The organism is Sphingobium estronivorans (assembly GCF_008692605.1).
Classification (GTDB): domain Bacteria; phylum Pseudomonadota; class Alphaproteobacteria; order Sphingomonadales; family Sphingomonadaceae; genus Sphingobium; species Sphingobium estronivorans.
Genome location: NZ_LFCT01000002.1, coordinates 247600 through 260838, shown reverse-complemented (window position 1 = coordinate 260838; position 13239 = coordinate 247600). Strand labels below are relative to the sequence as shown.

Annotated in this window: 9 protein-coding genes; 5 read left to right on the top strand and 4 right to left on the bottom strand. The window is 64.5% G+C overall.

Translation table 11 applies throughout. The annotated features are described in order from the left end of the window. Positions 1 to 84 precede the first annotated feature (84 nt). The gene (locus F7P65_RS02670) at positions 85 to 1041 is read left to right on the top strand and encodes an acyltransferase family protein (protein WP_150290193.1); all 957 of its coding nucleotides are present in this window, start codon (positions 85 to 87) and stop codon (positions 1039 to 1041) included. Positions 1042 to 1045: 4 nt separating this feature from the next. Here the strand turns inward: F7P65_RS02670 and F7P65_RS02665 are convergent, their stop codons facing one another. Beyond that, positions 1046 to 1555, bottom strand: a complete 510-nt coding sequence (locus tag F7P65_RS02665; protein ID WP_150290192.1) for a hypothetical protein — start codon at positions 1553 to 1555, stop codon at positions 1046 to 1048. A 62-nt stretch (positions 1556 to 1617) separates the two neighbouring features. Further along, positions 1618 to 2901 (bottom strand): phosphoribosylamine--glycine ligase, encoded by a 1284-nt coding sequence (gene purD / locus F7P65_RS02660; RefSeq protein ID WP_150290191.1) that lies wholly within the window; start codon positions 2899 to 2901, stop codon positions 1618 to 1620. 7 nt (positions 2902 to 2908) lie between these two features. On the opposite strand from purD, the gene xseA reads away from it, so the two are divergent. From xseA to F7P65_RS02640, 4 genes are all read left to right on the top strand, one after another. Continuing rightward, positions 2909 to 4405, top strand: coding sequence for an exodeoxyribonuclease VII large subunit (xseA, locus tag F7P65_RS02655; protein ID WP_150290190.1), 1497 nt, complete (start codon positions 2909 to 2911; stop codon positions 4403 to 4405). 32 nt (positions 4406 to 4437) lie between these two features. Further along, entirely contained in the window at positions 4438 to 4647 is a 210-nt protein-coding gene (locus tag F7P65_RS02650; RefSeq protein ID WP_150290189.1) for a DUF2093 domain-containing protein, read from the top strand. Then, positions 4648 to 5484, top strand: coding sequence for a M23 family metallopeptidase (locus tag F7P65_RS02645; RefSeq protein ID WP_150290188.1), 837 nt, complete (start codon positions 4648 to 4650; stop codon positions 5482 to 5484). It begins immediately after the preceding gene. 321 nt (positions 5485 to 5805) lie between these two features. Further along, positions 5806 to 8796 (top strand): TonB-dependent receptor plug domain-containing protein, encoded by a 2991-nt coding sequence (locus tag F7P65_RS02640; protein ID WP_162854518.1) that lies wholly within the window; start codon positions 5806 to 5808, stop codon positions 8794 to 8796. A gap of 71 nt (positions 8797 to 8867) precedes the next feature. Here F7P65_RS02640 and clpB read toward each other — a convergent pair whose 3' ends face one another. Beyond that, positions 8868 to 11447 carry an ATP-dependent chaperone ClpB gene (gene clpB, locus F7P65_RS02635; protein ID WP_150290186.1) on the bottom strand — a complete coding sequence of 860 codons (2580 nt, stop codon included), beginning with the start codon at positions 11445 to 11447 and terminating at the stop codon, positions 8868 to 8870. A 117-nt stretch (positions 11448 to 11564) separates the two neighbouring features. Beyond that, complete coding sequence (locus tag F7P65_RS02630; protein ID WP_150290185.1) at positions 11565 to 13187, bottom strand: M28 family metallopeptidase; 1623 nt, start codon at positions 13185 to 13187, stop codon at positions 11565 to 11567. Positions 13188 to 13239: the final 52 nt, after the last annotated feature.

Below are 13239 nucleotides of genomic sequence, written 5' to 3'. Positions count from 1 at the left end.
ACCAACCTTTTTGCTCCGGCGCCATTAACAATGTCGCAAGCGTCGGACGCTATCGTTCCGATTTGGGGACTCCGGGGCAAATTCGTGGGCAAGAATCCGTCAATCGACCTGCTGAAAGGCGTGCTCATCCTGCTCGTCATGGGCGGGCATGTGATGGAGCTGACCGGCGGCCACGATATCGCACTATGGGTCGGATCGGGATTCCGCATGCCGCTGATGGTCGGCATTTCGGGCTATCTGCTGAACGTCAGCCGAACCCGGGGCGATTCAGCCTCCACCCTGTTTTCCCGCTACGGCCGGCGGATGCTGTTGCCCTGGGCCTTTGCCGCCAGCGTCTATTTGCTCGCCAGCGGGGACACGCCGCGCTGGACCATGCTGTTCGACCTGCTGTTCCGCCCGCCCTTTCATCTCTGGTATGTGCCGACGCTGTTCTTCCTGATCATGCTCACGCGGCTGCTGCCTTTCTCCCCTTTGGCGTTGCTGGCCGTGGGCACGCCGGTCAGCCTGTCCATCATGTACGGCTTCGGCCTCGGCCATGGCCCGGTGGGGGATAGTCTGTTGTCGCTGGACAGCCGTTTCCTGCGCTATCCGGTCTATTTCTTCTTCGGCATGCTGATGGCGGAGCGTCCGGTTTCGCGGCGCCATTGGCCGATCGCCATCGCCGTCATGCTGCTTGGCCTTCTCTGGTGGTCGGGGCTTTACCGCGCCGACAATGAATGGGCCTTCGTGCCCGCGCGGTTGCTGATGTGTCTGGGCCTGATCGCGCTGCTGCCGATGCTGGCGGCATGGCGCATGGATTTCACGCCGGTCAGTGCCATCGGTCGCGACAGTCTGTTCTTCTATCTCTGGCATCCACTAGTCATGGGTGTGGTCATTATGACGGAGGTGGGGCCGCTGGCGACGCTGGCGCTGTCGATCCTGCTGCTGGCCTTCGCCAACCGGCTGACGGCACGAGGGACGCTGTTGCCGCTGCTCTTCGGCAGCGTGCCGGAGCGGCGGGATATGAAATCCGCGCCGCCCGCCGGGGCTTTGCCAGTCTGACGCGTCAGATTTTGCCATATTTGGCTTCGAAGCCGGCAATGTCGCCGGCTGCCAGATATGTCGCCTGATCGACCCAGTGATCGCGCACCGGGCGGCCCCTGAAATTACCCAGCCTCGCGTCGATGGCGGCGATGTCCGTATCGCTCCACCCGGCAATCTGGGCATAGCGGGTGACGCCCAGTTCAATCAGCAGCATGTTGAGCTTGGGGCCCACGCCCTTCAGCTTGAGCAGATCGTCGGGACCGTCCGCCGCGGCCGTAACCGCCGGCGAAACCGGGATCGGTGCCGGGGCGGCGGCGACCGGTTCCGCAGCGGCGACTTCAACCGGCTCCGGCGCAGGTGGGGGCGCCACGGGAACGACGGGTGCGGCGGCAAGAGGAGCGGCAGGCTGTTTTGCCTCCACAACCGGCGCTTCGGTCGATCCCTTACGCCCGGACAGCAGGAAGACGACGCCTATGACGATCAGCAGCGCAATCAGCAGCCACAGCCCATAGTCCATGAAAAATTCTTGCATCGCTCACCCCTCCCTGTCTGACTTGCCTTATTTATGAGCGCTTTCGCGCGTCAGGCAAGGGATCAGCGCGATGTTTCCTCGCGCGCGACTTCGCGCCAACCGATATCGCGCCGGCAGAAGCCGGTCGGGAAGTCGATCGCGTCGACTGCGGCATAGGCGGCCTGCTGCGCGGCCTTCACCGTATCGCCGGTCGCTGTGACGTTGAGGACGCGCCCGCCATTGGCGACGATGGTGCCGTCCTTGTCCGCGGTTCCCGCGTGGAAAACCCGTGCGCCGGTCGCTTCCGCTGCATCGATGCCGCCAATGGCGCCGCCCTTTTCCGGGGTGCCCGGATAGCCGTTCGCCGCCATGACGATGGTGAGGGCGGTGCGGTCCGCCAACTGCACGGGCCCTTGTTCGGCCAGCCTGCCCTGCGCCACGGCGAGCAGCAGGTCCACCAGATCGCCGTCGAAGCGCATCATCAGCACCTGGCATTCCGGATCGCCGAAGCGGGCATTATATTCGATCAGCTTCGGCCCTTCGGCGGTCAGCATGAGGCCCGCGTAGAGCACGCCGCTATAGGGCATGCCCTCGGCCGCCAACGTTTCCACGGTCGGGCGGATGATCGTTTCGATCACCTGTGCTTCCAGCTCGGGCGTCAGCACCCGTGCCGGGCTATAGGCACCCATGCCGCCGGTATTGGGGCCGATATCGCCGTCACCGACGCGTTTGTGATCCTGCGCGGAGCCGAAGGGCAGGATCGCGCTGCCGTCGGTCAGTGCGAAGAAGCTCGCTTCCTCGCCGGTCATGAACTCTTCCAGCACCACTTCCGCGCCTGCTGCGCCGAAGGCGCCGGAGAACATGTCCTCGATCGCCTCGACAGCCTGGTCGCGCGTTTCGGCGATGATGACGCCCTTGCCCGCCGCCAGACCATCGGCCTTGATGACCACCGGCAGCGCGAAATCGTCCAGTGCGGCGATGGCTCCGTCCTTGCTGCTGACGCGCTCATAGGCGGCGGTCGGGATGTTGGCGCGTTTGCAGAGATCCTTGGTAAAGCCCTTGGACCCTTCGAGTTGCGCTGCCCTCTTGCCGGGGCCGAAGACCGGATAGCCCTTGACCCGCAGATTGTCGGCGAGGCCATCGACCAGCGGCGCTTCCGGCCCGATCACGACCAGGCCGATGCTGTGGCGCAGGCAGAAATCGACCACCGCGCGATGATCCGTGGCATCAAGGTCGACCAGCGTCGCATGCTGGGCTATGCCGGGGTTGCCCGGCGCGGCATAAAGGGTGTCGAGAGCCGGCGATTGCGCCAGCTTCCACGCCAGAGCATGTTCGCGGCCGCCGCCGCCCAACAGAAGGATGTTCATTTCGCCCATGTCCCCGGAATATGAAGCTGGTTTCGATGTCTCGGGGCGCCTGTTAGCCGAGGAACGCGCGGGGGACAACGCGCCGCCGCTTTCGGTGAGTGAATTGTCGGCCATGTTGAAGCGAACGGTTGAGGACCGCTTCGGTCATGTCCGGCTGCGCGGGGAGATTTCCGGCTTCAAGCGGGCGGGATCGGGCCACATCTATCTCTGCCTGAAGGACGACAATGCCGTGATCGACGGCGTGATGTGGAAGGGTGGGGCGGCGCGCCTGCCCTTCGCGCCGCAGGACGGGGTGGAGGTGATCGCCACCGGCAAGCTGACCACCTATCCCGGCCGCTCCAAATATCAGATGGTGATCGAGCGGATGGAGTTGGCGGGCGAGGGCGCGTTGATGGCGCTTCTCGAAAAATTGAAGCAGAAGCTTGCCGCGGAAGGGCTGTTCGACCGCGACCGCAAGCGCCGCCTGCCCTTCATGCCGCGCGTCATCGGCGTCGTGACGTCGCCCACGGGGGCGGTGATTCGCGACATTCTCCACCGTCTGGAGGATCGCTGCCCGACGCAGGTGCTGCTCTGGCCGGTGCTGGTGCAGGGGCAGGGCGCGGCGGAGCAGATCGCCCGCGCCGTGCACGGCTTCAGCGCCATGCGGCCCGGTGGTCCGTTGCCCCGGCCCGATCTGGTGATCGTGGCGCGCGGCGGCGGTTCCATCGAGGATCTGTGGAGCTTCAATGAGGAGATCGTCGTCCGCGCGGTGGCGGAATGCTCGATCCCGATCATCTCCGCCGTGGGGCATGAGACGGATACCACGCTCTGCGATTATGCCGCCGACATGCGCGCCCCGACGCCGACCGCCGCGGCGGAAATGGCGGTGCCGGTGCGGGCGGAATTGCTGGCGATGCTGACCGAACAGGGGCTGCGCATGGATCGGGCGGTGCGGCGTGGCGCTGGCCAAGCGCGCGAGCGGCTGGAAATGCAGATGCGGCTGATGCCCACGCCCGACACGCTGCTCGCGCCCCAGCGCCAACGGCTGGACCAGTTGTCGGAGGGCATGGCCAGCGGCCTGCGCCACCGTGTCGCCGATGCCCGCGCCCATCTGGGGCAGGCGAGCGGCGCGCTGCGCCCCGCGCTGCTCCAGCACTATGTCAGCCGCGCCAAGGAACGCGTCGGGCACCTGCAACTGCGCCCCGATTATCTGGAACGGGTCTATCGTGACCGTGCCACGGCGTTCGACCGCATTTCGCGCCTGTTCACCTCGGTCGATCCCGACCTGCCCCTGCAGCGCGGCTTTGCGCGGGTGATGACGGGCGACCGGCTGGTCAAATCGGTGGCGGAGGCGCAGGCGGCGGGCGCCGTCAGCCTGCACTTCCGCGACGGCGCGGTCGACGCGGCCATTGAAGGTGCCACCCCCCTTGAGAAGCCGCCCGCCGAGGCTATATCGACTCCATCCCGCCCTCCCCGCAAGCCGCGCGAAGGGCAGGACAGCGGGCAACAGGATTTGTTTTCCTGATGCCGCTGCGTTCAGGAAAGGCCGTTTGATCCATGCTGATGTCCAACCGCGACCGCCCGGCCCGGCTGCATTATATGGCCTACAGCTTCCGCGTGCTTCAGACCGGCGACCATGTCGTCTGCGCCGTCAGCGGCCAGAAGATCCCGCTGGATGATCTGCGCTACTGGAGCATTGCCCGGCAGGAACCCTATGCCAGCGCCGAACTCTCCGCCCAGGCGGAATTGAAGGCGCGTAACCTGTAGATGAGACGCTGGATCGCCGCTGTCGCGCTGGCGCTGACCGGTGCGACGGTCGCGCCATCGGCCGCGCCGTTTGCCGACGGGATCGTCCTGGCCGGAACGCCGACGCAGGGCGGCACGCTGCTCGGCACCGCGCCCGCCGGCACCGTCGAACTCCGTTTCAACGGCCGGCCCGTTCCGGTCGACGCTGACGGTCGTTTCCTCATCGCCTTCGACCGCGACGCGCCGCCGCAAGCCAGCCTCGTCGCGCGGCTCGCCGATGGCCGTACGCTCGATCGCCCGCTCACCGTTTCGCCTCGCGCCTGGCGGCTCGAGCGGGTCAACGCCCCTCTGCGCCCCACCCGGAACAGCGAGACCTTCCTTGCGCTCCGCCAACCCGAACTGGAACGGATCGCCGCCGCCCGGGACAAGGTGACGGAGGCGCGGGGTTGGCGCCAAGGCTTCATCTGGCCCCGCACGGGCCGCATTTCGGGCCTGTTCGGATCGCAGCGCATCTATCAGGGGCAACCGGGCGCCTATCATGGCGGCGTGGATATTGCCGGAGCGACCGGCGAACCGGTCGTTGCGCCCGCCGACGGCGTGGTGATCCTGGCCGCCGACCATCCCTACACGCTGGAGGGCAACCTGCTGATGATCGACCATGGCCATGGTCTCAACAGCGCGTTTCTGCACCTGTCGCGGATCGATGTGATTCTGGGACAGCATGTGGTTCAGGGACAGCGCATCGGGGCGATCGGCGCCACCGGCCGGGCAACCGGACCCCATCTTCATTGGGGCATGAAGTGGAATGAGGCGCGGATCGACCCTCTTCTGCTGGTTGGACCGATGCCGAAAAATTGAAACAATGTTACAGGGAACGATAATTTAATTTGTTCGTTACGGTGCCTTCCAAGCAAAAATTTTGCCCGGAAACACGGTGCTGTAACATTATTATTATATGGCTGTCCAACAGGCTGCAAGGCCTTTGTTGCATAATTGCTACAGTTTGCGTCAAATCCGCCTTAGCCCTCGATCACATTGCTTTACACCCATAAAACGACTGCGCACACTGCCCGGTAGTACGTGTGGGAGGGGACTGCTGTCGGGCTCCGTTGCTCCTTTCGCACGTCGCAAACAAGCATGTGGAGCGATCCACATGACTCCAGAGCAAGGGACTGGATTGTGAAGAGCATAACCAAGATCGGGCTGCGCGGTGGCGCGGCTCTCCAGGCGTTGACGCTTGTCGGCGCCGGCCTCGCGGCCTTCTCCGCACCCGCATTCGCACAGGCTCCCCAGGCTGCCGACCAGCAGGCTGAGGCTGACACGGCGGGCGAAACCATCGTCGTTACCGGTTCCATCTTCCGCAATCCGTCGACGGCGACAGCCGCTCCGCTGACGGTCCTCAGTTCGGAAGAACTGTCCAAGCGCGGCGTCAACACCATTTCCGATGCCGTCCAGTCGATCTCCGCGAACAATGCGGGTTCGATGAGCAAGAGCTGGAACAGCTTCAACTTCGCGACTGGCGCGACCGCCGTGTCGCTGCGCGGTCTGGGCAGCGGCAACACGCTGACCCTGTTCGACGGCCTGCGCAGCGCGCCTTATCCGCTGGCGGATGACGGCCACCGCAACTTCGTCGACCTGAACGCGATGCCGGACGCCATCGTCGACCGCATCGACGTGCTGCAGGACGGCGCGTCGGCTACCTATGGCGCGGACGCCGTCGCGGGCGTGGTCAACGTCATCGTCAAGAAGGAAATCGTCGGTCTGCACGCCAATGCCTCAGCCGGCATTTCGCAGCGCGGCGACGCCGGGGAGCGCCGGATCGACGCGACCTACGGCTATGGCAAGCTCAACGAAGACGGCTTCAACATCTACATCAACGGCGAATATCAGAAGAGCGATCCGCTCTATGCCCGCGATCGTGGCTTTCCCTGGAACTCGGCCGATCTCAGCTCCTATTGCAACGAGGCGGGAAGCTGCCTCGCCAACAACGTCATCAACGGCGTCCAGAGCGACGGCACGATCCTGAGCATCGGGTCCACACGTGTGCCCGTCATGCGTCCGTATGATCCGACCACGCTGACGCCGAGCGGCAACTGGGTACTCGCCAATCCGGCAGCCGGATGTCGCGACCTGACGTCGATCACGTTGACTCCGGCGCAGCAGGCGGCGCTCGGCGCGACGGCGCAGCAGTGCCAGCAGGATAACGTCAAGGATTATCTGCAGGCCCAGCCGTCGATCGAACGGATCGGTGGCGCGTTGCACGCCACGGTCAATGTGGGCAGCAGCGCCCAGGCCTATGCGATGTTCAACTTCTATAATGTCAAGACGGCGTCCTCGATTGCGCCGCTGACCTTCGCCGGTCAGACCGCCGCGGGCGGCGACACTTTCGTCCTCAGCCCGGTCCTGCTGCCGGTCTATGTCTGCCCGCAGGGCACCGTGACCTGCACCGCTGCGAACGGTACGCTGAACCCGAACAATCCCTTCGCCTCGTCGGGCCAGCTCGCTCGCGTCAACTATCGCTATGATCGTCCGCGCGAAACGTTCAGCGATGCCAAGACCTACCGCGCGGCCGCCGGGATCAACGGCTCCTTCGGCACGGGCTGGGACTATGACGCGAACTTCACCTGGTCGCGCGTCGATCTGAAGGTCACGAACAAGAACTTTCTCTTCGCCCAGCATCTGGTCGACGTGATCAATGACGGTTCGTGGAACTTCATCAATCCGGCCGCCAATTCGGAAGAGCTGCGCAACTATATCGCGCCGGTCAACGTCAACAAGTCGAGCTCGGAACTGTGGCAGGTCCAGGCCACGCTGGCCAAGGAATTCTTCCAGCTGCCCGGCGGCGCGCTGAAGCTCGCCATCGGCGGCGCCTATCGTCACGAATCGATCGACAATCCGAGCGCCAATCCGCCGAACAACGACAATCCGTCCGAGCGTTATTACAGCATCAACGCCGTGGGCGCGATCGGCAGCCGTAACGTCAAGTCGGCTTTCTTCGAACTGGACGCCCCGGTCTTCGACCAGCTGTCGCTGAACGCTTCGGGCCGTTACGACAATTATTCGTCGGGCCAGAAGAATTTCTCGCCGAAGTTCACCGCGATCGTGAAGCCGATCGAGCAGGTCCGTCTGCGCGGCACCTTCTCGAAGGGCTTCCGCATCCCGAGCTTCAACGAGGCCTATGGTCTGCCGACCACCGGTTATGTCACGACGACGATCGATCCGACGACGCCGGAAGGCGCTGCCTTCATCCAGGCTCACGGCGGCAACGCCTATGCATCGCTGCCCTATTCCTATGGTCTGACCGCCATCGGCAATCCGGAACTGAAGCCTGAAAAGTCGACTTCCTACACGCTGGGTGCCGTGTTCGAGCCGTCTTCGCGCTTCTCCTTCACCGCCGACTATTGGCACATCAAGATCAAGGGCCTGATCGGTAGCCCCGATTATTCGGAAGTCCCGACGCTCTATTATCAGAATAACGGCGTCGTGAATCTGCCGGGTCTGACGGTCAAGCCGGGTATCCCCGATCCCGATCACCCGAGCGCGCTGCCGGTTCTGGGCTTCATCGAATATTCGTTCGTGAACTCGGATTCGCAGATCGCTTCGGGTCTGGACTTCTCGGCGACGGGGCGTTTCGATCTGGGCAGCAACATCCGTCTGACCAGCAGCGTGAACGCGTCCTATCTGATGAAGCTGCAGAAAACGGTCGGCGGCGTCGTCCAGCGCTATGACGGCACGCTCAGCCCGTGCGACGTGACGTCCTGCTCGGGTGCGCCGAAATGGCGTGGGACCTGGAGCAACACGCTCGACTTCAACGACAAGGCCTTCCTCAACCTGACCGCCTATTACACGTCCGGTTATGACATGGCCTCGATCGACTATGAAGGCGTGAAGGGCGATTGCGAAGCCAGCACGGGCGCTTCGGTCTACACCTATCGCGACGGCTCGCCGTTCAAGTGCCGCGCCAAGCGTTGGATCGATCTCGACATGACGGCCAGCGTGAAGGTCGCCGACCAGTTCACCCTCTACGCCAACGTCATGAACCTGCTCGACACGAAGCCGGACTTCAATCCGGGCCAGACCTACAGCCTGGGTTACAACTATAACGTGGCCTGGGAAGGCGCCGGCTTCACCGGCCGCTGGTTCCGCGTCGGCGTGAAGGTCGATTACTGATCGGCCTGCCGCAATCCGAATGAAGAAGGGGCGCTTCCATCCGGAAGCGCCCCTTTTTTTGCTTCTGTGGATCAGGCGAGGCTGAGTTTCAACGCCCCATCGCCCTCGTCGACCTTCACCGTCGACCCATCCGGCACTTCGCCGCGCAGGATCAGGTCGGCGAGAGGGTCCTGCAAATAGCGCTGAACCGCCCGCTTGAGCGGTCGCGCGCCATAGATCGGGTCATAGCCGACCCGCCCCAGCCACGCCCGCGCCCCGTCGGTCAGGTCGAGCGTCACCTTGCGGTCCTTCAGCAGCTTGCCGATGCGCGCGACCTGGATGTCGACGATCGGCGCCATATGGCTCGCGCCCAGACGGTGGAACAGGATCACCTCGTCCAGCCGGTTCAGGAATTCCGGCCGGAAATGGGCGCGGACAATCTCCATCACCTGATCCTCGACCTTCTCGACCGGCTCGTCATCGGCCAGGCTGGCGATGAACTGGCTGCCAAGGTTGGACGTCAGCACGATGATCGTATTGGTGAAGTCCACCGTGCGGCCCTGTCCATCGGTCAGGCGGCCATCGTCCAGCACCTGGAGAAGCACGTTGAACACATCGCTGTGCGCCTTTTCCACCTCGTCGAACAGCACGACCTGATAGGGCCGCCGCCGCACCGCTTCGGTCAGCACGCCGCCTTCCTCATAACCGACATAGCCCGGAGGCGCGCCGATCAGCCGGGCGACCGAATGCTTCTCCATGAACTCACTCATGTCGATGCGCACCATCGCGCTGTCGTCGTCGAACAGGAAGCCGGCGAGCGCCTTGGTCAGTTCGGTCTTGCCCACGCCCGTGGGGCCGAGGAACAGGAAACTGCCCAAAGGCCGGTTCGGGTCCTGCAAGCCCGCCCGCGAACGGCGCACGGCGGTCGACACGGCCTTCACCGCCTCCGCCTGACCGATGACGCGCTTGCCCAGTTCCGTTTCCATCGCGAGCAGCTTTTCCCGCTCGCCCTCCATCATCTTGTCGACGGGAATGCCGGTCCAGCGCGACACGACGGAGGCAATGTCTTCGGGCGTCACTTCCTCGCGCAGCATCGCCCCTTGCGTGACGTTCTGCGCCTCGGCCAGCTTGCGCTCCAGGTCCGGGATGCGGCCATAGGCAAGCTCCCCGGCCTTGGCGAGATCGCCAGCGCGCTGCGCCTGATCCAGTTCGACCCGCGCGGCGTCAAGCTGCTCCTTCAGCTTGCTCTCGCCCGCAATCTTGTCCTTCTCCGCCTGCCAGCGCTGCGTCAGTTCGGCCGACTGCTGCTCCAGGTTCGCCAGATCCCCCTCCAGCGCGGCCAGACGGTCGGCCGAAGCCTTGTCCGTCTCCTTCTTCAGAGCCTCCCGCTCGATCTTGAGCTGGATGATCCGCCGGTCGAGCGTCTCGATCTCCTCCGGCTTGGACTCCACCTCCATGCGCAGGCGGCTGGCGGCCTCGTCCATCAGGTCGATGGCCTTGTCCGGCAGGAAACGGTCGGTGATGTAGCGGTTGGAGAGCGTCGCCGCCGACACCAACGCGCCATCGGTGATCCGCACGCCATGGTGGAGTTCGTACTTCTCCTTCAGGCCGCGCAGGATGGAGATAGTGTCCTCCATCGTCGGCTCGCCCACGAAGACCGGCTGAAACCGGCGCTGGAGCGCGGGGTCCTTCTCAACATATTTGCGATATTCGTCGAGCGTGGTCGCGCCGATGCAATGCAGCTCGCCCCGCGCCAACGCAGGCTTCAGCAGATTGCCCGCGTCCATCGCGCCTTCGGACTTGCCCGCGCCGATCAGCGTGTGCATCTCATCGATGAAGAGGATGATCTGGCCTTCCGCGCCCTTCACCTCGTCCAGCACGCCCTTCAGCCGTTCCTCGAATTCGCCGCGATATTTCGCGCCCGCGATCAGCGACCCCATGTCGAGCGCCATCAGCGTGCGATCCTTCAGCGTGTCGGGCACATCGCCATTGGCGATGCGCAGCGCCAGCCCCTCGGCAATGGCGGTCTTGCCGACGCCGGGGTCGCCGATCAGCACGGGATTGTTCTTGGTACGCCGCGCCAGAATCTGGATGGTGCGGCGGATTTCCTCGTCCCGGCCGATCACCGGGTCGAGCTTGCCCATGCGCGCCGCTTCGGTCAGGTCGCGGGCGAATTTCTTGAGCGCGTCGTAGCGATCCTCCGCCCCCGCCGTGTCGGCGGTGCGGCCGCCGCGCAGATTGTTGATCGCACTGTTCAGCGCGTCCGCCTTCACGCCTGCCGCGGCCAGCGCCTTGCCCGCCGCTGTCGTGGTGGCAAGGACCAGCGCGAGCAACAGCCGCTCGACGGTGACGAAGCTGTCGCCCGCCTTGGTCGCGACCTGCTCGGCACTGTCGAGCACCCGCACGGCGTCATTGTCGAGACCGGGCGTCTGCTGCGCGCCGCTGCCGGAGACGGACGGCACCTTGGCCAGCGCCGCGTCGGTTTCGCGCAATGCCACGCTGGCGTCGCCGCCCGCCGCCTTGATCAGGCCGGAGGCCATGCCCTGCTGGTCCTCCAGCAGCGCCTTCAACAGATGTTCCGGGCTGATGCGCTGATGGCTCATCCGGATCGCGACGGTCTGCGCCGACTGGAGAAAGCCCTTGGCGCGGTCAGTAAATTTTTCGAGGTTCATGCTGTCCTCTTCTGGGAATTGGCCCCTTCGTGAAACTGGTCACGATGTAATGTTGCATAAAAGCAACACAAGAGGGCCTAAGCTAATATCCTTAACCGCATCAATTCGCGATGCGGTTCATGGTTTCACCGCCTTCGGCGCATCCGGCGCAAAGGCATCCCCGAAAAAGTCGTCCTTGTACCACAGCGGCGCCTGCGGTTCGTCCGCGATCTCGCGGGCGATGGCATAGTTCACCTTGGCGAACTTAGCCGCCGCTTCCCAATGGAAAGGCAGGCTCATCTGGTCGGAGGGCTGATGATAGTCGGTCTTGAGGAAATGCTCGAACGCCTCTTTCCCCGGCCCGGCAAAGCCGGTCATCAGGAATACGGCAGGCACGCCTTCCTGCACGAAGCGATAATGGTCGGATCGCGTGAACAGACCCTCGGACGGCAGCGGATCGGGTGAAAGCGACACGCCCTCCGCTCGGGCGGCCTTTTCCACGATCGGGCCAAGGGTCGAATGCTCGGCCCCGAAAGCCACCACATCCTGAAAATCATAGGTCAGGATCGGCATGTCGAGATTGACCACGCCGACCAGCTTGCCGCCAGCAGGCATTACCGGATTCCTGGCCAGATATTGCGAACCGAGCAGCCCGTCCTCCTCCGCCGTCACCGCCGCGAACAGGATGGAGCGCTTGGGCCGCCGACCGCTTTCCGCAAAGGCCTTCGCCACCGCCAGCATGGTCGCCACGCCTGAGGCGTTGTCCATCGCGCCATTGTAGATCTTGTCCGGTCCCTTGGCGCTTTCCTTGATCCCCAGATGGTCAAGATGCGCCATCAGCAGCACATATTCATGGGACAGCGCCGGGTCGGATCCGGGCAGCACCGCCAGCACATTGCGGCTGGGCGCGGTTTCGACGGTGCTGGCGCGGTCGATCCGAATAGTGGGTTTGAGCGCGAAGCCCTTGGGCCGGACGCCCTTCTTCTCGGCCTGCGCGCGGATGGCGGCGATGCTTTTGCCCGACCCGGCGAGCAGCGCATCGGCGGCGGTCCCGGTCACATAGCCGGTCGCGCGAATGGCGGGCGTGCGGACATAGGGCTGGCCGTCCTTTTCCAGCCAACTCACGGTCGGCGTCTGTGCCCGTTCACGGAGCTTCTCCCAGGGCGTGCGCGCCAGCAGGCCGGTACTGGGAATGGTGATGAGGCCGATGGCGCCGGCCTGTTGCGCGGCGAGCGATTTTTCGGAAGCGAGGTGCGCGCCGATCTCGCTGGGCATCCCGACCGGCGAACCGGACAGCGCGACCGCGAACTTGCCCTTGAGGTTCAGGCCCGCATAATCGTCGATCTTCTCGCGGTCCGATTTCAGGCCATAGCCGACGAACACGGCCTGCGCTTCCACGCTCTGTTGCAGCTCTCGGCCGAAGGCGCCGATGGCGACATCGTCGGTGAAGCGTTTGCCGCCAATGGTCAGTGAAGGCACCGATGCCCGGTCCAGCCGAGCGACGGCGAGCGTCACCGGCTGATACCAACTATCCGGCACCGCCTGTTGCAGACCCAGCGTCTCGAACCGCGCGGCAACATAGCGGGCGGCAATGTCATAGCCGCGCGTGCCCGCGTCGCGCCCTTCCAGCAGGTCGTCGGCCAGAAAGCCGATATCGGCCCGAATGGCCTCGCTGGAGATGGCAGGGGAAGCCTCGGCCATTGCCACGCCTGGAGTGGCGAGCGCGAGGAACGGAGCGAAAGCCAGGGACCGCAGACGCATCGGGCGCGAAACCTTTCTTTTTATGGTTGAAACCGGAGCCTATCTCCCTCGC